Annotated in this window: 15 protein-coding genes; 6 read left to right on the top strand and 9 right to left on the bottom strand. The window is 73.5% G+C overall.

All coding sequences use genetic code 11. The annotated features are described in order from the left end of the window. Window positions 1-78: 78 nt before the first annotated feature. The 3 genes from AFE02nite_RS00380 to AFE02nite_RS00370 all read right to left on the bottom strand — a co-directional run bounded on the left by AFE02nite_RS00380 (window position 79) and on the right by AFE02nite_RS00370 (window position 3,567). The gene (locus AFE02nite_RS00380; protein ID WP_034243727.1) at window positions 79-930 is read right to left on the bottom strand and encodes a M15 family metallopeptidase; all 852 of its coding nucleotides are present in this window, start codon (window positions 928-930) and stop codon (window positions 79-81) included. A 235-nt stretch (window positions 931-1,165) separates the two neighbouring features. Beyond that, window positions 1,166-2,257 carry a hemolysin family protein gene (locus tag AFE02nite_RS00375; RefSeq protein WP_034243729.1) on the bottom strand — a complete coding sequence of 364 codons (1,092 nt, stop codon included), beginning with the start codon at window positions 2,255-2,257 and terminating at the stop codon, window positions 1,166-1,168. Then, on the bottom strand, window positions 2,254-3,567 hold the full coding sequence (locus AFE02nite_RS00370) for a hemolysin family protein (RefSeq protein WP_034243731.1): 1,314 nt from the start codon (window positions 3,565-3,567) through the stop codon (window positions 2,254-2,256). Before AFE02nite_RS00370 ends, AFE02nite_RS00375 begins: the two co-directional genes overlap by 4 nt. 183 nt (window positions 3,568-3,750) lie before the next feature. On the opposite strand from AFE02nite_RS00370, the gene AFE02nite_RS00365 reads away from it, so the two are divergent. From AFE02nite_RS00365 to AFE02nite_RS00340, 6 genes are all read left to right on the top strand, one after another. Then, a complete protein-coding gene (locus tag AFE02nite_RS00365) occupies window positions 3,751-4,464 on the top strand; it encodes a response regulator transcription factor (protein WP_034243733.1) in 714 nt (237 codons plus the stop codon). A 3-nt stretch (window positions 4,465-4,467) separates the two neighbouring features. Then, window positions 4,468-5,565, top strand: coding sequence for a HAMP domain-containing sensor histidine kinase (locus AFE02nite_RS00360; RefSeq protein ID WP_146818914.1), 1,098 nt, complete (start codon window positions 4,468-4,470; stop codon window positions 5,563-5,565). A gap of 60 nt (window positions 5,566-5,625) precedes the next feature. Continuing rightward, window positions 5,626-6,588: an ABC transporter ATP-binding protein gene (locus AFE02nite_RS00355; protein ID WP_034243749.1), complete on the top strand. Its 963-nt coding sequence runs from the start codon at window positions 5,626-5,628 to the stop codon at window positions 6,586-6,588. Further along, window positions 6,585-7,418, top strand: coding sequence for an ABC transporter permease (locus AFE02nite_RS00350; RefSeq protein WP_034243751.1), 834 nt, complete (start codon window positions 6,585-6,587; stop codon window positions 7,416-7,418). Before AFE02nite_RS00355 ends, AFE02nite_RS00350 begins: the two co-directional genes overlap by 4 nt. A gap of 324 nt (window positions 7,419-7,742) precedes the next feature. Then, window positions 7,743-11,561 carry a multifunctional oxoglutarate decarboxylase/oxoglutarate dehydrogenase thiamine pyrophosphate-binding subunit/dihydrolipoyllysine-residue succinyltransferase subunit gene (locus tag AFE02nite_RS00345; RefSeq protein WP_034243752.1) on the top strand — a complete coding sequence of 1,273 codons (3,819 nt, stop codon included), beginning with the start codon at window positions 7,743-7,745 and terminating at the stop codon, window positions 11,559-11,561. Window positions 11,562-11,656: 95 nt separating this feature from the next. Next, complete coding sequence (locus AFE02nite_RS00340) at window positions 11,657-12,265, top strand: GDSL-type esterase/lipase family protein (RefSeq protein ID WP_034243754.1); 609 nt, start codon at window positions 11,657-11,659, stop codon at window positions 12,263-12,265. An 89-nt stretch (window positions 12,266-12,354) separates the two neighbouring features. Here AFE02nite_RS00340 and AFE02nite_RS00335 read toward each other — a convergent pair whose 3' ends face one another. The 6 genes from AFE02nite_RS00335 to AFE02nite_RS00310 form a co-directional block, all read right to left on the bottom strand. Then, on the bottom strand, window positions 12,355-14,664 hold the full coding sequence (locus tag AFE02nite_RS00335; protein ID WP_034243756.1) for a putative bifunctional diguanylate cyclase/phosphodiesterase: 2,310 nt from the start codon (window positions 14,662-14,664) through the stop codon (window positions 12,355-12,357). A 190-nt stretch (window positions 14,665-14,854) separates the two neighbouring features. Further along, window positions 14,855-15,460 carry a PadR family transcriptional regulator gene (locus tag AFE02nite_RS00330; RefSeq protein WP_034243758.1) on the bottom strand — a complete coding sequence of 202 codons (606 nt, stop codon included), beginning with the start codon at window positions 15,458-15,460 and terminating at the stop codon, window positions 14,855-14,857. Beyond that, window positions 15,457-16,287: a DUF4097 family beta strand repeat-containing protein gene (locus AFE02nite_RS00325; RefSeq protein WP_034243763.1), complete on the bottom strand. Its 831-nt coding sequence runs from the start codon at window positions 16,285-16,287 to the stop codon at window positions 15,457-15,459. The genes AFE02nite_RS00330 and AFE02nite_RS00325 overlap by 4 nt, the downstream gene beginning before the upstream one ends. A gap of 71 nt (window positions 16,288-16,358) precedes the next feature. Beyond that, window positions 16,359-17,459, bottom strand: a complete 1,101-nt coding sequence (locus tag AFE02nite_RS00320; protein ID WP_034243759.1) for a type IV pilus twitching motility protein PilT — start codon at window positions 17,457-17,459, stop codon at window positions 16,359-16,361. A 58-nt stretch (window positions 17,460-17,517) separates the two neighbouring features. Continuing rightward, the gene (rsrA, locus tag AFE02nite_RS00315; RefSeq protein WP_146818911.1) at window positions 17,518-17,826 is read right to left on the bottom strand and encodes a mycothiol system anti-sigma-R factor; all 309 of its coding nucleotides are present in this window, start codon (window positions 17,824-17,826) and stop codon (window positions 17,518-17,520) included. Next, window positions 17,823-18,608: a sigma-70 family RNA polymerase sigma factor gene (locus AFE02nite_RS00310; RefSeq protein ID WP_407643076.1), complete on the bottom strand. Its 786-nt coding sequence runs from the start codon at window positions 18,606-18,608 to the stop codon at window positions 17,823-17,825. Before AFE02nite_RS00310 ends, rsrA begins: the two co-directional genes overlap by 4 nt. Between the last annotated feature and the right edge of the window lie 97 nt (window positions 18,609-18,705).

Below are 18,705 nucleotides of genomic sequence, written 5' to 3'. Positions count from 1 at the left end.
TGCGGGCCCGGCAGAGCCACGAACGAGGAGGGGCCCCGGCTGTTGCCGGGGCCCCTCCTCGTTGCGACGTCTGCGGGGTCAGCGACCCCAGTCCGTGCCCTTCTCGACCGTGCCGGGGACGTACTCCCAGTGCCACGGCTCGTGGGGGCCGGAACCACCGCGCTTGGCCCACGGGGGGTTCTCCCAGCCGTAGGTGGGTCCGTTGTCGTTCAGCCAGGTCATGACGGAGCTGCTGTTCGTCTCGGACGAGCACAGGTCGATGGCGAGTCCCCAGCCGTGGTTCGACGTGCCCGGCGTGGCGGCGAGCCCGCCCTTCGTGTACGCCAGACGCCGCTGCTCGGCGAGCGTCCGGTACGAGTCGGTGATGCACAGGTCACGGCCGAACGACGCGCGGTACCCCAGGTTGAGCTCCGCGAGCGCGACGGCGGCGTCGCCACGCAGCATGTTGGCGCCGTCCCAGAGCGTGCACAGGTCGGCCGTCGCGATCTGTCCGTTCGCGCCGCTGTCCACGGCGATGCCCGTGCAGTCGGGCAGCGGGGTCCGGGCGAGGGCGCGGCTCGCGGAGTCGGCCATCCGCACCGTGCCCGGCACGGCCGCGAGCAGCGACGTGGGCGTGCCGTCGACGACCGTCCCGGACAGCACCTCGAAGGCCGTCGGCAGGCCGGTGGCGTCGATCGTGACGGCCTCCAGCGGGGTCTGCCGACCGTCCAGCTCGGCGGCCACCGGGACCCCGATCGTCGCGACGCCGAGGGCGGCGAGGATGGCCGTGCGCGGCACCCACGCGCCGCGGGCAGAGGTCCGCCCCGCGTCCTGCGGGCGGCGGCTCCGCCGCTCGGCCCGGTTGGGGGTCTCGTCCGTGCGGATCGCGCGTCGCGAGGCCGGAGTCTCGGGGGACGCCGAGGGCGGCGTCCACGACCGACGAGACTCCACAAGACCTCCGTTGCAGCTCACGACCCACCGGGTCCGGGCCGCAGGCACGCGTGTGGCTGAGGACCCGTCATCGAGGTGGTAACGGAACAGTAACGGGTGGCGTCCGGTGTCTCCAAGACCCGGAGGGACCGCATGCCGAGACACTCGTCACACCTGCCTTGTTCAGGCCTTCGTCGCCGCTTGTTCACGCGCCCGGGGCCGGCCCGGCCGCCCGGGCGACCGATCGTCAGCGCTCTCAGCGCTGCCGGCGCTGCATGGCGTCCCGGACCTCGCCCACCAACTCCTCGAGGATGTCCTCCAGGAACACGACGCCGACGACCCGCTCGGTCCCGTCCCCAGCCGCGTCCCCGGGCGCGCCGCGCTCCCCCGGCGCCCGGGCGGCCGTCACGCGGGCGAGGTGGACGCCGGTGCGCTGCATCGCCGCCAGGGCCTCCTCGACCTCGTCCTCGGGACGGACCTGAGCCAGCGGCCGGACCCGCCACCCGGGGACCGGTCGGTCCCGGTCCTGCGGACCGGCCCACAGCACGTCCTTGACGTGCAGGTACCCGACCGGCACGCCGTCGTCGTCGGTCACCGGGAAGCGCGAGAAGCCCGTCCGGGCCACGGAGCGCTCCACCTCGTCCACGGTGCAGCCCGACGGCACCGAGACCAGGCGCTCCAGCGGCACCATGACGTCGGCCGCCGTCCGGTCCGAGAACTCGATGGCGCCGGCCAGGAGGCCCTGCTCGTCCCGCAGGAGGCCCTCCGCCTGCGACCGCGCGACGATCGACTGCACCTCCTCCGCCGTGAAGGCGGACGCGACCTCGTCCTTCGGCTCGACGCCGCCCAGCCGCACCACGTGGTTCGCGAGCCAGTTGAGGACCGTGATGACCGGCCGCACGACCCGCGCCACCCAGACGAGCGGCGGTGCGAACCACAGCGCCGCCCGGTCGGGCCCGGCGACCGCGAGGTTCTTCGGCACCATCTCGCCGAGCACCACGTGCAGGTACACCACGACCGCCAGCGCGATCACGACGGCGACGGCGTGCACCGCGGCCTCGCCGAGGCCGAGCGCCGCCAGCGGGCCCTCGAGCAGGTGGGCCAGCGCGGGCTCCGCGACGGCGCCGAGCGAGACGGAGGCCAGGGTGATCCCGAGCTGCGCGCACGCCAGCATCAGCGACACGTTCTCCATCGCCCACAGCGCCGTGCGCGCCCGGCTCGACCCGGCCGCGGCGAGCGGCTCGATGGCGCTGCGGCGCGCCGAGACGACGGCGAACTCCGCGCCGACGAAGAACGCGTTGGCGGCCAGCAGCGCGACGGCGATGGCGATCCCCAGGCCCGGGCTCACGGCTGGTCCCCGTCCGCCGGCGCGGCGAGGACGCGGAGCCGGTCGACCCGTCGCCCGTCCATCCCCTCGACCTTCAGCACGACGCCGGGCACCTCCACGACGTCGCCCACCACAGGGATCCGGCCGAGAGCGGCCATGACGAGCCCGCCGAGCGTCTCGTACGCGCCGTCCTCGGGGACGACCAGCCCGGTCTGCTCGGTGAGCTCGTCGGGCCGGAGCAGGCCCGGCACGCTCCACGCGTGCTCGCCCACGCGGCGCGCGCCGGCCTCGCGAGGGTCGTGCTCGTCCGCGACCTCGCCGACGAGCTCCTCGACCACGTCCTCGAGCGTCACGACGCCGGCGGTGCCGCCGTACTCGTCGACCACGACGGCCATCTGCAGGTTCTCGCGCAGCTCGACGAGCAGCGGGCCGAGCGCGACGGTCTCCGGGACGCGCGGCGCCGGGTCCATCAGCGCGGCAGCGGGCACCTCGCCGCGCCGCTCCCACGGGACCGCCACGGCTCGACGCAGGTGCACGAGGCCGACGACGTCGTCGTGGCTCTCACCGATCACCGGGAACCGCGAGTGGCCGGTCGCGTGGGCCCGGGCCAGCACGTCGGCCGCGGTGTCGTCGCGGCGCACCACCTCCATGCGCGTCCGGTCCGTCATGACGTCGACCGCCGTGAGCGTGCCGAGCTCGATGGAGTTCGCGAGCAGCGTGGCGGTGCCCTCGTCGAGGGTGCCGGCCGCCGCCGAGCGCCGCACCAGGGCGAGGAGCTCGGAGGGCGAGCGCCCGCCGGAGAGCTCCTCGCGCGGCTCGACGCCGAACCGGCGCAGCAGGGCGTTCGCGCTGGCGTTGAGCACGGCGATGACGGGGCGCAGCGCCGTCGTGAAGCCGCGCTGGAGCGGCGCCACCGCGCGCGCGGTGGGCAGCGGCGCGCTGAGCGCGAAGTTCTTCGGCACGAGCTCGCCGAAGAGCATCGAGAACCCGTTCACCACCACGATGGCGAGCACCGTCGCCACGCCCCCGGCAGCAGCCGCGCCGAGCCACCCGTCCAGCGGGCCCTCCACGAGGCGCACGAGCGCGGCCTGGGCCGTGTAGCCGAGCAGGATCGTGGTGAGGGTGATGCCCACCTGGGCGCCGGAGAGCTGGGTCGACAGCTCGCGGACCGCGGCCCGCACGGCCGCGCCCCGGCGGTCGTGCCGACGCTCCTGGTCCTGCTCGACCAGGCCGGGGTCGAGCGTGACGAGCGCGAACTCGGCCGCGACGAAGACCGCGGTGCCGGCGGTCAGGAGCACGCCGAGGCCGACGAGGAGCCAGTCGGTCAGCACGGGACGTCACCGCACCATGCGGTGCCGCGTCGACCGTCGCCCGTGCGACCGGCGAACCGCGGGAGGGTCAGGACCTGGAGCGCGCCGGTGCTGAGGGTGCAGCACCGGCACGGACTTGAGCTGTCCATGATGCGGCGAGCATAACTCAGCACCCCCGGGACGCTGTGCCACGCTAGGCGCGTGATGAGCCGAGCAGCGCAGCCGTCGAACGGTGGGACCCGCGTGCTGGTCGTGGAGGACGAGCCGGCGATCGCCACGGCGATCGCGCACCGGCTCACCGCCGAGGGCTGGCAGGTCGACGTCGCGGGCGACGGCCCCTCGGGCGTGCGGGCCGCGACCACCCTCGAGCCGGACCTCGTCGTGCTCGACGTCATGCTCCCGGGCATGGACGGGCTCGAGGTGTGCCGGCGGATCCAGGCCGAGCGCCCCGTGCCGGTGCTCATGCTCACCGCGCGCGACGACGAGACCGACATGCTCGTCGGCCTGGGCGTCGGCGCCGACGACTACATGACCAAGCCGTTCTCGATGCGCGAGCTGGTGGCCCGCAGCAAGGCGCTCCTGCGGCGCGTCGAGCGCGCCGCACAGCTCTCCGACGCCGCTCCGCCCTCGATCGCGAGCGGCGACGTCGTCATCGACCGGGCGCAGCGCCGCGTCTCCCGCGGCGGCGAGCCCGTCCACCTGACCCCGACCGAGTTCGACCTCCTGGTCACGCTGGCGTCGTCGCCGCGCACCGTGCTCACGCGCGAGCGGTTGCTGGCCGAGGTGTGGGACTGGGTCGACGCGAGCGGCACGCGCACCGTGGACTCGCACGTGAAGGCGCTGCGGCGCAAGCTCGGCGCGGACCTCATCAGGACCGTGCACGGCGTCGGGTACGCCTTCGAGCCTGCGGAGGCCTGATCGGTGGACACCCCGCGGCACGCCGGGCGCCGGCTCCTGCCGGACGTCCGGCCGCTCGACCGGTTCTCCTCGATCAAGATCAAGCTCGGCATCCTCGTCACCGCCACGGTGACGCTCGCCGCGCTGTTCACGTGGGTCGGCCTGCGCAACCACCTGGGGCCAACCCGGACGCTCCCCCTCGCCATCGTCGTGAGCGTGATCGCGGTGCAGGTCATCGCGCACGGCATGACGGCCCCCCTGCGCGAGATGCGGACCGCCGCGCAGGCGATGGCCTCCGGCGACTACAGCCGTCGGGTGCGGGCGACCAGCCGCGACGAGGTGGGCCAGCTCGGGCAGGCGTTCAACACCATGGCGCAGGACCTGGAACAGGTGGACACGCTGCGCCGGGAGATGGTCGCCAACGTCTCGCACGAGCTGCGCACGCCCGTCGCCGCGCTGCAGGCCCAGCTGGAGAACATGGTCGACGGCGTCGTGCCCGCGGACACCGCGACGTTGCAGGCGGCGCTCGACCAGACCGAGCGGCTGGGGCGACTGGTGACCTACCTCCTCGACCTGTCCCGGATCGAGGCGGGCGCCGTCGGCCTGGAGATCACCGAGGTGGCGGTGGCCGACTTCCTCCGCGAGGCGGCGGCCACCACCGAGCCGCTGGGCGCCGCCAAGGGCATCACCTTCACCGTCGACGTGCGCCCACCCGAGCTCACGGTGCCGGCCGACGCCGAGCGCCTGCACCAGGTCGTGACGAACCTGCTGCACAACGCCGTGCGCCACTCTCCCGAGGGTGGCGAGGTCCGGCTGGAGGCCCGACGCGCGGGCGGGACGGTGGTCATCGACGTCGTCGACGAGGGCCCCGGCATCGCGCCCGCGGACCGTCAGCGCGTCTTCCAGCGCTTCACGCGCGGCAACGCCCCCGCCCAGACGGGCCGGGCCAGCACGGGCGGCACCGGCCTCGGGCTCGCCATCGTCCGCTGGGCGGTCGAGCTGCACGGCGGCACGGTCGCGGTCGCGGACTCGCCCACGGGTGCGCGGCTGCGCGTGACGCTGCCCGGTGGCCGTGGGGGCGCCGTCGGCGGGCCGCCGCTCCGGGCGCACCCCGGCGACTGACGCCGTCGCGACGGCTAATGCGTTTGTTATAGCGATACTCAAACAACTAGGGTGAGCGGCATGACGACCTCGATCGACGGTGTGGTGAGCGTCCAGCACCTGTCCAAGACCTTCGGCTCTGTGCACGCCGTGGAGGACCTCAGCTTCGAGGTCGGACCCGGCCGTGTCACCGGCTTCCTCGGCCCCAACGGCGCCGGCAAGACCACGACCCTGCGGATGCTGCTCGGGCTCGTCGTCCCGACGTCCGGCACGGCGACCATCGGCGGCCAGCGCTACCTCGACCTCCCGCGTCCTGGCCGCGTCGTCGGGGCGGCGCTCGAGGCGTCGAGCTTCCACCCCGGACGCACGGCGCGCGACCACCTGCGGGTGCTCGCCCCCCAGGTCGGCGTCTCCACCAAGCGCTGCGACGAGGTCCTCGAGCTGGTCGGCCTCAGCGACGCCGCCCGACGGCGGGCCGGCGGCTTCTCGCTCGGCATGCGCCAGCGACTCGGGCTCGCCACGACGCTCCTCGGCGACCCGCGGGTGCTGCTGCTCGACGAGCCCGCGAACGGCCTGGACCCCGAGGGCATCGCGTGGCTGCGCTCGCTGCTGCGCTACCTGGCCGCGGAGGGGCGCACCGTCCTCGTGTCCAGCCACGTGCTGTCCGAGGTCCAGCAGACCGTCGACGACGTCGTGATCATCGCCAAGGGCCGCCTGGTGCACGCCTCCTCGCTGCCGGAGCTCGAGGCGCTCGCACGCCGTGAGGGCCTCGCGCGTCGGACGACGCTCCTGGCCTCCCCCGACGCCGCCGGTCTCGAGCGCCTGGTCGCCGAGCGCTGGCCGGGCCGGGCCACCGCCGTGCCGGGGCGCACCGGCGCCGTCTGGCTGCAGGACGTCGAGGCGCACGAGGCCGGCGCCGCCGCGTTCGCCGCGGGCGTGGAGGTGCACGAGCTGGTACCGGGCGAGGTCAACCTCGAGGACGTGTTCCTCCGCCTGACGGGCGGGCATACCGGCGCCCCTGCTGCCGCGGAGGTGGCGGCATGACCACCCTCCTGCTCCCCGCCCTGCGGTCCGAGTACCGCAAGTTCGTCACCACGCGCCTGTGGTGGGTCCTGCTGCTCACGATGGCCCTGTACATGGCCTTCATCGCCGTCGTGATGGCGTTCGCCCTGACCAACGACCCGGCGAGCGCCACCGCGGGCATGCCTGGCACCGACGGCGCGGCCGCCCCGATCCCGCCGCGCGACATCGCGCTCGCCGTCTACACGCTGGCGCCGTCCCTCGGCTACGTCTTCCCGGTCATCGTCGGGGCGATGTCGGTCGCCGGCGAGTTCCGGCACATGACGATCACCCCGACGCTGCTCGCCGAGCCGCGACGCGACGTCGTCATCGGCGCCAAGCTGCTGGCGAGCCTGCCGGTCGGCCTGCTCTTCGGCCTCGCCGGCGTGCTGGCCACCTTCCTGCCGGGTGCCGCCGTCCTCGCCGCCAGCGGCGAGAGCACCTTCCTGACGGACTCCGAGGTCGTCCAGGCCGGCGTCTGGTCGGCTGTCGCGCTCGCGGTGTGGACGCTCGTCGGCGTCGGCTTCGGCACCGCGCTGAAGAACCAGGTCGTCGGCATCGTCGTGATCCTGGCGTTCACGCAGATCGTGGAGCCGGTCCTGCGCATCGCCTTCGCGATGATCGAGCCGCTGGCCGGCGTCGCCCGCTGGCTGCCCGGTGCGGCGGGCGAGGCCATCGCCGGGTCGAGCTTCTACTCCGCGGCCGGGATGAACGAGCTCCTGCCCCGGTGGCAGGGCCTGGTCGTGCTCGTCGCCTACGGCCTGGTGCTCTCCGCCATCGGCCGCATGACGACCTTCAGCCGCGACATCACCTGATCCCGCGCCCCCACCTCCCCACCGTGTGGAGCGTTCGGGACCGACACGCCCGGCGTGTCGGTCCCGAACGCTCCAGCCGCGGCTCGAACGCTCCACTCGCGCGCAGAACGCTCCACACGGGGCGGCTTGACCCGGTCGCGGGCAGGGCTTTGCGCCGTCCTGGCCGGGTTCTGACCGGCCAGTGACCAACCCGGTCGGCCATGGGACGAATGCGCCCGATCACCCGCCCCGGACCGGGACCTAAGGCCCGGGTTGGCCTAGGGTGGGACCCGGAATCGGCCGCATCGGCGCGGCCCTCGTCACGGTGGAAGAGGCGATCCCCGCGTGTCCCAGCAGGCAGACCGAGGCACCCTCCGGTCGACGTTCGGCGCCAACGAGTGGCTCGTGGACGAGCTCTACGAGCAGTACCTCGCTGACAAGGAGTCCGTGGACCCGGCGTGGTGGGAGTTCTTCGCCGACTACCGGCCACGCAACGAGGTGCACGCCCCGTCGGTGAACGGCTCGACCACCCCCCCGACCGGTGACAGCGGCCCGGCGCCCGCAGCTCCCCCGGCACCCGCCGCGGACGAGGCCGGCACCCCCGGGCCCACCGCTCCCCCGACGACGCCCGACGAGCGCCCGGCTCCCGACGCGCGGGCCATGCGCTCGCCGGCCCAGGCGACGCCGCGCACGCCGCGCGAGCCCGAGACCACGGCACCGATCGCGGCGGCCCAGCCTGCGACCGCCCCGTACGCCGAGAAGCCGCAGGCCCGGGTGCAGTGGCCCGAGACCTCCCCGGAGCCGGTCGTGGAGCGCCTGCGCGGGCCTGCCGCGCGCGTCGTCACCAACATGACGGCCAGCCTCGAGATCCCCACGGCCACCTCGGTCCGGGCAGTCCCGGCCAAGCTCATGGTCGACAACCGCATCGTCATCAACAACCACCTGCGCCGCGGCCGCGGCGGCAAGGTGTCCTTCACGCACCTCATCGGGTACGCGGTCGTCGAGGCCCTCGCCGACATGCCCGTGATGAACGCGAGCTTCGCCGAGGAGGACGGCAAGCCCGCCGTCGTGCACCACGGGCAGGTGAACCTCGGTCTCGCCATCGACCTGGCCAAGCCGGACGGCACCCGCCAGCTGCTCGTGCCGAACATCCGCAGCGCCGACGCGATGGACTTCGGCCAGTTCGTGGCGGCCTACGAGGACGTCGTCCGCCGCGCGCGCGCCGGCAAGCTGACGGTCGAGGACTTCGCCGAGACCACCATCAGCCTGACGAACCCGGGCACCATCGGCACGGTCCACTCCGTGCCACGCCTGATGCCGGGCCAGGGCACGATCGTCGGCGTCGGCGCCATGGACTACCCCGCCGAGTTCCAGGGTGCCTCCGAGGAACAGCTCGCCCGGATGGGCGTGTCGAAGGTGCTGACCCTCACCTCCACCTACGACCACCGCATCATCCAGGGAGCGCAGTCCGGGGAGTTCCTGCGCATCGTCGGCGCCAAGCTGCTGGGCGAGGGCGGCTTCTACGACCGCGTCTTCACCTCGCTGCGCGTGCCCTACGAGCCCGTGCGGTGGGTCCGCGACAACACCGTGGACGCCGACACCGAGCTGGCCAAGCCGGCGCGCATCGCCGAGCTCATCCACGCCTACCGCTCGCGCGGGCACCTCATGGCCGAGACGGACCCGCTCGCCTACCGCCAGCGCAAGCACCCGGACCTGGACATCCAGAACCACGGCCTCACGCTGTGGGACCTCGACCGGTACTTCCCGACGGCGGGCTTCACCGGCCAGCCCCGCGCGACGCTCCGCGAGATCCTCGGCCTGCTCCGGGACTCGTACTGCCGCACCGTCGGCGTGGAGTACATGCACCTGCAGGACCCGCGTCAGCGGCGCTGGCTGCAGGAGCGGCTCGAGGCCGGCTGGGCGCCGACCCCGCGCGAGGACCAGCTGCGCATCCTGCGCCGGCTCAACGCTGCGGAGGCCTTCGAGACCTTCCTGCAGACCAAGTTCGTCGGCCAGAAGCGGTTCTCCCTCGAGGGCGGCGAGTCCCTCATCCCGCTGCTCGACGCGATCCTCACCGAGGCCGCCGAGAGCGGGCTCGACGAGGTCTGCATCGGGATGTCCCACCGCGGGCGCCTCAACGTGCTCACGAACCTCGCGGGCAAGAGCTACGGGCAGGTGTTCGCCGAGTTCGAGGGCAACCAGGACCCCCGCAGCGTCCAGGGCTCGGGCGACGTGAAGTACCACCTCGGCACCGAGGGCGTCTTCACCGCCGACTCGGGCGCACAGACCCGCGTCTACCTCGCCGCCAACCCGTCGCACCTGGAGGCCGTCGACCCGGTGCTCGAGGGCATCGTGCGCGCCAAGCAGGACCGGATCGACCTGGGCGGCGACGGCTTCTCCGTGCTGCCCGTGCTCATCCACGGCGACGCCGCGTTCGCCGGCCAGGGCGTCGTCGTCGAGACGCTCAACCTGTCCCAGCTGCGCGGCTACCGGACCGGCGGCACGGTGCACGTCATCGTCAACAACCAGGTGGGCTTCACGACGGGTCCCTCGTCGTCGCGCTCGACCTACTACTGCACCGACGTCGCCAAGGGCCTCCAGGTCCCCATCTTCCACGTCAACGGGGATGACCCGGAGGCGTGCGTGCGCGTGGCGGAGATGGCGTTCGAGTTCCGCGAGCAGTTCGACCGGGACGTCATCATCGACATGGTCTGCTACCGCCGCCGCGGCCACAACGAGGGCGACGACCCCTCGATGACCCAGCCGCTCATGTACAACCTCATCGAGGCCAAGCGCAGCGTGCGCAAGCTGTACACCGAGGCGCTGGTCAGCCGCGGCGACATCTCCGTCGAGGAGGCGTCCCAGGCCCTGCAGGACTACCAGGCCCAGCTCGAGCGCGTCTTCGCCGAGACCAAGGAGAACGCGGCCCGGCCGAAGGTCGACGGCGAGTCGCTGTCCGGCCTGGAGAAGCCGGAGTCGCAGCAGGAGGACGCCGGCACGATGGTCGGCTGGCGGACCGCCGTCGCCCCCGAGGTCCTCCAGCGCATCGGCCGGGCGCACGTGCGCCCGCCGGAGGGGTTCTCCGTCCACCCCAAGCTCGAGCAGCTCCTCGCCAAGCGCGAGCAGATGTCGGCCGACGGCGGCGTCGACTGGGGCTACGGCGAGATCCTGGCGTTCGGCTCGCTGCTCCTGGAGGGCACGCCGGTGCGCCTCGCCGGGCAGGACTCGCGGCGCGGCACCTTCGTGCAGCGGCACGCCGTCCTGCACGACCGGAGCACGGGCGCGGAGTGGACGCCGCTGCTGTACCTGTCGAGCGACCAGGCGAAGTTCTGGGTCTACGACTCCTCGCTGTCGGAGTTCGCCGCGATGGGCTTCGAGTACGGCTACTCGGTCGAGCGGCCCGACGCGCTGGTCCTGTGGGAGGCCCAGTTCGGCGACTTCGCCAACGGCGCCCAGACGATCGTGGACGAGTTCGTGTCCTCCGCCGAGCAGAAGTGGGGCCAGCGCTCGTCGGTCGTGCTGCTGCTCCCCCACGGCTTCGAGGGCCAGGGCCCGGACCACTCGTCGGCCCGCATCGAGCGCTACCTGCAGCTGTGCGCCGAGAACAACATGGCGGTCGCGATGCCCAGCACGCCGGCGTCGTACTTCCACCTCCTGCGCCGGCAGGCCTACGACCGGCCGCGGCGTCCCCTGGTCGTCGCGACGCCCAAGTCGCTCCTGCGGCACAAGGCGGCGACGTCGTCGGTGGCCGACTTCACGGAGGGCCAGTTCCGGCCGGTGATCCCCGACGAGCACCTGCCGTCCGACGCGCGGGTGGACCGCGTGCTGCTGTGCTCGGGGAAGGTCTACTACGACCTCCTCGCGCACCGCGTGAAGACGAGCGACGCCGCGACGGCGATCGTCCGGCTCGAGCAGCTCGCCCCGATCGACGTCGAGGCGCTCCGCGCGACCGTGGACGCCTACCCGGACGCCGAGCTCGTGTGGGTGCAGGAGGAGCCGGCCAACCAGGGCGCGTGGACGTACGTCTCGACGTCCGTCGGCGACCAGCTGGGCCGACCGCTGCGGCGGGCGTCCCGGTCGGCCGCGGCGTCGCCGGCGACCGGGTCCAGCAAGACCCACCTGGCCGAGCAGGACGCGCTGGTCGCGGAGGCTTTCGCGCGCTGACGGCACGCAGGCGTGGCCCGGGGCCCGGTGGCGCGCGTCGCTCCCGCCGGGCCCCGGCGCCGTCCGCCAGACTGCTGGGGTGACGGGAGGGCACCATGGCGGCTGAGCAGCGACGGATCTGCATCGTGGGCGACGAGCTGGTCGCCGGCACCGGCGACCCCAAGGCGCTCGGCTGGGTCGGTCGCGTCTGCGCACGGACCGCGCTCGAGCCGGCGCCCGTGGTGATGCCGCTCGCCGTCCCCGGCGAGACGACGGCGGGGCTCGCCGCCCGCTGGGAGGCAGAGGTCATGCTCCGGCTCGGCGCCGACCCCGCACCTGGCGCCAACCACCTCGTCATCGCCCTCGGCCGGGCCGACCTGGCTGCGGGGGTCTCGCTCGCCCGCAGCCGGCTCAACCTCGCCAACGTCCTGGACACCGCCGAGTCCCGGCGCCTGTCGACCTTCGTCGTCGGGCCGCCACCCGGTGCGCACGAGGACCCGGAGCTGCAGGCCGAGCTCTCCGCCGCCTTCGCCGACGTGACGACCCGGCGCCGCGTGCCCTACGTGGAGACCTACACCCCGCTCGCACGGCACGAGCAGTGGCTCGCCGACCTCGCCGGTGGCGACGGCCGGGTGCCCGGCCAGGCTGGGTACGGCCTCATGGCCTGGCTCGTGCTGCACTCGGGCTGGCACCGCTGGCTCGGCCTGCCCGAGGACGGCCAGTGACCCTGGGCACGCCTGGGCACGCCTGGGCGCGCCTGAGGGCACCCGAGGGCGCCTGAGGGCACCTGGGCGCCCGACGGCTCGACGCCCCGCTAGCGCGCCAGCTCCAGGCCGTTCTCGGTGCTCTGGAGGAGCTCCCAGAGTCCCGCTGCGTCCATGGGCCGGGAGAACAGGTAGCCCTGGCCCAGGGCGCACGCCGAGCTGCGCATGACGTCGCACTGGTCGACGGACTCGATCCCCTCGGCGACCGTGGACAGGTGCAGCGTGCGGCCGAGCTCGACGATCGCGCGCGCCAGCTGCGCAGCCTCCTGGTCGCGGGCGACGTCGTCGACGAACGCCTTGTCGATCTTGAGGATGTCCACCGGGAACGAGCGCAGGTACGTCAGCGACGAGTACCCGGTGCCGAAGTCGTCGACCGCGAGGCCGACGCCGAGCGCCTTGAGCTCGCGCAGCCGCGTGATGGCCGTCTCCCGGTCCTTCATGAGGATCGACTCGGTGATCTCCAGCACGAGCGCGTCGGCCGGCAGGCCGGTCTCGGCGAGCACGGCTGCGACCTGGTCCGCGAACCCCGGTTCCTGGAGCTGACGTGCGGAGAGGTTGACGGCGACCGCCGGGGCGAGGCCACGGGACAGCCCCGTGTGCCACCCCCGCGCCTGGCGGCAGGCCTCCCGCAGCACCCACTCGCCGATGGCCAGGATGAGTCCGGTCTCCTCCGCCACCGGGATGAACTGCAGCGGCGGCACCCACCCGTGCCCCGGGCGCGACCACCGCAGCAACGCCTCGACGCAGACGACGTCGCCCGAGGCGAGGTCGACGATCGGCTGGTAGTGCAGCTGCAGCTCGTGGTGCGCCAGCGCCGAGCGGAGGTCGCCCTCGAGCGCCACGCGGCGCTCGAAGCTGTCGCGCATCTCGAGGTCGAACACCACGTACCGGCCGGCGCCCGACTGCTTCGCCTGGTACATGGCGACGTCGGCGTCCCGCACGAGGGACTCGGCGTCGATCTCACCGGGCGTGGTGGTCACGATGCCGATGCTGGCGTCGACGAAGACCTGGCGGCCGTCGATGATCGCCGCCTGGCGCAGGCTCTCCCCGATCCGGTCCGCGATGGCGACCACCTGCGCGACGTCCTCGACGCTCTCGACCAGGACGGCGAACTCGTCGCCGCCGAAACGCGCGGCCGAGTCCCCGGGGCGCAGGCAGGCCCGGATCCGGGCGCCCACCTCGAACAGGAGCTGGTCGCCCGCTGCGTGGCCGAGCGTGTCGTTGACCATCTTGAAGCGGTCGAGGTCGATGAAGCACACCCCGACCAGCGGACCGGCCGACGCGGTCAGCGACTCGTCCAGGCGCTGCATGAACAGCCGGCGCGTCGCGAGGCCGGTGACCGTGTCGTGGTTGGCACGGTCCATCTCCGCGAGGGTGAGCGCGTCGGTCAGCGCGAGGCTGACCTGCTCGGCGAACGCCTCGAGGACCGCCTGCTCCTCCACGCCGTAGTCGCGGGCCGGGTCGGCCGACGCGACGACGAGCACGCCCGCGGGCCGCGCACCCTCGTGCACCGGTGCGGCGAGCGCCACGCGGGGCGGGCGTCCGCCGGGCCACTCGTCGGGCTCCGGACCGCGCAGCACCGGACCACGCGCGAGGACCACCCGGTCGGCCCTGATCGCCGCCCAGGTCGGGTCGGTGGAGGACGGCCGCGACCGGCGCACCTCGACCTCCGCCGCGGCAGGCATCCCGCGTGACATGACGTGCACGAAGCGCGTGGGGTCGGCCCTGTCGACCAGGCAGATGGCCGCGACGTCGTCCTTCAGGAGCGTGCGTGCCGAGTCGACGATCGTGCCGAGCACCTCGTCGAGCGGGGCACGGCGGGTGACGGCGCGCTGCACGCCGACGAGGTGCTCCAGGAGCTGGTGGCGCACACGCAGGGACTCCAGCAGCCGGGCGTTCTCGGCCGCGTGCTGCTCCGAGAGGGCGCGCATGGCCCGCTCGCCCTCGACCGTCCGCAGGGACCCGACGGCCACGTGGTAGGCCCGCGCCATGCCGCGCAGGAGGTGCGCCTCGGCGGTGGAGAAGGGGACCGTCGACGCGCGGGCGACCACGAGGTGCCCGTCCGCCGGCTCCCGCAGCGGTGCGGCCAGCGCGGCGCACAGGCCGATGCCGGGCACCTCGACCTCCCGCTGGCCCCGGTGGGCCACGCCGAGCACCTCGTGCCGCCCGGCGACGCCCTCGGGCAGCCCGACCGCGGCGACCACACCGTCGAGGACGACGGCGCCGACCTCCGCCTCGAACGCGGCCGCGGCCCGTTCCGCAGCGACGACGGCGGCCGCATCCTCGTCGGCGCACGACGAGACGGCCGTGAGGAACTGCACGAGCAGCTGCGTGGAGAAGACCTCGGCGGGACTCGGCATCGCCGTGTCAGCTCTGCACCGGTACAGGACGGGTGCGGCCGACTGACGTCTCCGCCGCGTCCACGGGACGGGCCATCACGGCCATCTCACCCTCCGGGCAGCATCCAGGGGTGTGATGCCGCTCAAGGTCCATCGGCCCGCGACGCCGACATCTGAGCCGAACCGCGGGTGAACTGCCAGAAAGCATGCCCTACCCGGAGCCCAGTGTCCCCCGGATCGCCGTCCGCGCCGAGTCCAGGACGGTGCGGACGGTGTCCACCGTGAGCCGCCCGATCGTCCCGCGCGCGTCGGCGCGACGGATCTCGGCGCGCATCTCGTCGCGGAACTCGTGCAGCATCGCCTCGATCTCGGCGCGGTGCGCCCGCGACGTCGCCCGCGCATCCGGCCCGGTCGCGGACCGTGCGGAGGCGCGCGCCTCCTGGGCCGCTGCCGCGAGGTCGGCGCGCAGTCCCGCCATCGCCCCGCGAACCTCGTCGCGGACCTGGTCGGCGAGGGTGCGGACCGTCTCCGCCAGGTCCTCCTCGATCGCCGCGAGGTCGCCCTGGCGGGCGGCGAGCTCGGCGCGGCCCGCGGCCGTGAGGGCGTAGGTCCCCTTGCGGCCCTCGTCCGACCGCGTGACGAGCCCCTCCTCCTCGAGCCGGGCGAGCCGGGGGTAGATCGTCCCCGGGCTCGGCCGGTAGGTGCCCCCGAACCGGTCGGAGAGCGCGGTGATGAGCTCGTAACCGTGCTTGGGCCCCGAGTCCAGCAGGGCCAGGAGGTACAGGCGCAGCTGCCCGTGCGCGAAGACCGGCATCAGTACTCGCCCTCGTGGCGCACGGGTGCGGACCGCAGCACGGTGAGGTGACCGGAGACCGTGTTGGCCTGGATCCGGCAGACGCCGTCGCCGACGGTCACCTCGACGTTGCCGGTGAGGGGGCCCTCGCCCGTGCGGGCCTCGCCGTCGACCACGACACGCCCGGAGACGCTCCGCGCCGCCACCGTGACACCCACGCCTTCCGGCAGGCGGACGGTGGCGTCGCCCGAGACCGTCTGGAGGCTCACCCCGGCGGCGCGCGCCGCGTCGAGGGTGACGGCCCCGGAGACCGTCGTGAGCGAGGCCTGGGTGAAGGCGCCGGAGGCCGTCACGGAGCCGGACACGGCGTTCGCCCGCAGGTCGCCGGTGTGCCCACGGACGACGACGTCGCCCGACACGGCCTTGACGGTGAGCAGGCCCTGCGTGCGGTCGGTGACGAGCGAGCCCGACACGGTCGACACCTGGGCGCCCTGCGCGACGTCGCCGAGGAAGCCCTCCGCGCTCACCGTGCTCAGCCGGACCGCGACGTCGCGCGGCACGGCCACGTGCACGTCAGCACGGTCCGCGGGACGCCAGGACAGGAACTTGTCGAGCCACCCCTCCCAGCCGCCGAGCGTGAACGCGTAGCCGACCCGCAGCTCGCCGTCGACGAGCCCGACCTCGAGGGGGCGTCCGGTCACCCCGTGGACCTCGATCCGGGCGCCCGGCTCGTCGCGCCCGACGACGTCGACCCGGCCGGCCACGAGCGCGACGCGCAGGGCGCGCACGTCCTCGACCTCGATGATCTGCGGGCCGGTGACGACCCACGACTCCCCGCTGGTCCCGCTCACGAGCACGCCTCCTTGACGAGATATATCGCGTTACGGGAGAACACGTTATATCTCGTCTTGCCAGGGCGCAACTAGCGGACGATGCCCGCCGCCCGCAGCTCGACGGTGAGGTCCTGCGCACGGCTCGCGACCGTACAGGCGTCCTCGTAGGAGACGACGCCCTCGCTGACGAGCGTGAACAGGTGCTTGTCGAAGGTCTGCATCTTGTAGAACTCGCCGTCGGCGATGAGGTCCTCGAGCGGCGGGTTGTCGAAGGGCTCGACGATCGCGTCGGCCGTCCGGCCGGTGTTCACCAGGACCTCGACCACCGCCACCCGGCCGGTGCCGTCGGCGCGGCGGACGAGGCGCTGCGACACGATGCCGCGCAGGGCCTGGGCGAGGGCGCCACGCACCTGCTTCTGCTCGTGCGGGGGGAAGAAGTCGACGATCCGGTTGATCGTCTCCGAGGCGTCGATCGTGTGCAGCGTCGAGAGCACCAGGTGCCCGGTCTCCGCGGCGGACAGGGCGGCGCGCACCGTCTCGACGTCGCGCATCTCGCCCACGAGGATCACGTCGGGGTCCTGCCGCATCGCGGCACGGAGGGCGACCGTGAAGTCGGCGGTGTCGTAGCCGACCTCGCGCTGGGAGACGATCGCCTTCTTGTCCTTGTGCAGGATCTCGATCGGGTCCTCGATCGTGACGATGTTGACCTCTTTGAACGTGTTGATGAGGTCCACCATCGACGCGAGCGTCGTCGTCTTGCCCGACCCCGTCGGGCCCGTGACCAGCACCAGGCCCCGCGGCTCGAGGGCGAGCTCGCCGAGCACCTCCGGCAGGTGGAGGTCCTCCAGGGTCTGCGCGCCCATCGCGACCCGCCGGAACACGAGACCGAGGGTGCCGCGCGCGCGGAACACGTTGACGCGGAAGCGGCCGACGCCGGACAGGGAGTAGGCGAAGTCCGCCTCGTTGGTGCGGGCGAAGCTCTCCCGCAGCTCCTCGGGCAGCACCTGGGACACCATGTGCTCGGTGTCGGCCGGGTGCAGGTCAGGGACCTGCAGCCGGCGCAGGCGGCCGTCCACCCGCAGGCGCGGCGCGGAACCGACCTTGCAGTGCAGGTCGGAACCCTTGCTGCTGGCGAGGGCGTGCAGGAGCGGGATGACGGACTGCGGCTGCGGCGAGGTCTGCTCGGTCACCCGTTGTTGATCGGGCGACGACGCGCCCGACTTGAGCGCCGACGCCCACCTCGGGGCGTCAGTCCGCGGTCTGCACCTGGGCGCGCAGCACGGTGAGCTGCTGACGGATCCGCACGTGCAGCTCGGTGGGCGCCACCTCGGTGCACGAGCGCCGGACGAGCTTCTTGAGGTGGTCCGCCACGTCGTACTCCGACAGGCACGGCTCGCAGTCCGCCAGGTGCCGGCGGATGCGGTCCCCCTCGAGCTCGTCGATCTCGGCGTCGATGAACTCGAACAGCCGCGCGAGCGCCTCGCCGCAGTCGACCTCGTGCTCGGAACCGTCGTCGTGGGTGTGGCCGGCGTCCGGCCCGGCGCCTGTCGACGTCACGACTCGCTCCCCTCGGTGCGGGCAGGGACGAGGCCCCGCTCACGCGCGTAGTCCGTCAGCAGCTCCCGCAGCTGGCTGCGGCCACGGTGCAGGCGGGACATCACCGTCCCGATCGGGGTGCCCATGATCTCGGCGATCTCCTTGTAGGCGAAGCCCTCGACGTCGGCCAGGTACACGGCGATCCGGAAGTCCTCACCGATCGCCTGCAGGGCCTCCTTGACGTCGGAGTCCGGCAGGTTGTCGAGGGCCTCGGCCTCCGCGGAGCGGAGCCCCGTCGAGGTGTGCGACGCGGCGCGCGCGAGCTGCCAGTCCTCCACGTCCTCCGACGCCGCCTGGAGCGGCTCCCGCTGCTTCTTGCGGTAGGAGTTGATGAAGGTGTTCGTCAGGATCCGGTAGAGCCACGCCTTGAGGTTGGTCCCCGGCCGGTACTGGTGGAAGGCCGCGAAGGCCTTCGCGATCGTCTCCTGCACGAGGTCCTCGGCGTCCGCCGGGTTGCGGGTCATCCGCAGGGCCGCCGAGTACAGCTGGTCGACGTAGGCGAGCGCCTCGCGCTCGAACCGCTCGGCCCGCGCGGCCGGGGCCTCCTCGGGGGCACGGTCGGTCCCCGCGTCGTCGGCGTAGGTGCCCTCGTCGGGCGCGTCGGTGTTCATCGGCCACGAGCCTAACGGCGCGACCGCCGTCGGGCCGCTCCCGCGGTACCCGGGCGCCCAGGCCCACCCGTCCCGGCCGTCTCCGGCGGGCCGCCCGGGCGTCACGACGGCCGCGGGGCGCACCAGGACCATGCTCATGCCAGTGCCAACGCGCGCACCGACGCCCACCATTCCCGCACCCTTCCCGTGCCGGCACCGCGACCAGGGGATAGCGTGCTCGCAGGACCGA

The sequence above is a fragment of the Actinotalea fermentans genome, assembly GCF_007991475.1.
Lineage (GTDB): Bacteria > Actinomycetota > Actinomycetes > Actinomycetales > Cellulomonadaceae > Actinotalea > Actinotalea fermentans.
Note: the sequence above shows the minus strand (reverse complement) of the source record. Positions and strands in the feature narration are given on the sequence as shown.

Coding starts and splice junctions, on each gene's coding strand:
- AFE02nite_RS00365 (WP_034243733.1), top strand. CDS start 3,751: ATGAGCCGAGCAGCGCAGCCGTCGAACGGTGGGACCCGCGTGCTGGTC.
- AFE02nite_RS00355 (WP_034243749.1), top strand. CDS start 5,626: ATGACGACCTCGATCGACGGTGTGGTGAGCGTCCAGCACCTGTCCAAG.
- AFE02nite_RS00350 (WP_034243751.1), top strand. CDS start 6,585: ATGACCACCCTCCTGCTCCCCGCCCTGCGGTCCGAGTACCGCAAGTTC.
- AFE02nite_RS00340 (WP_034243754.1), top strand. CDS start 11,657: ATGGCGGCTGAGCAGCGACGGATCTGCATCGTGGGCGACGAGCTGGTC.
- AFE02nite_RS00335 (WP_034243756.1), bottom strand. CDS start 14,664: ATGCCGAGTCCCGCCGAGGTCTTCTCCACGCAGCTGCTCGTGCAGTTC.
- AFE02nite_RS00310 (WP_407643076.1), bottom strand. CDS start 18,608: ATGGTCCTGGTGCGCCCCGCGGCCGTCGTGACGCCCGGGCGGCCCGCC.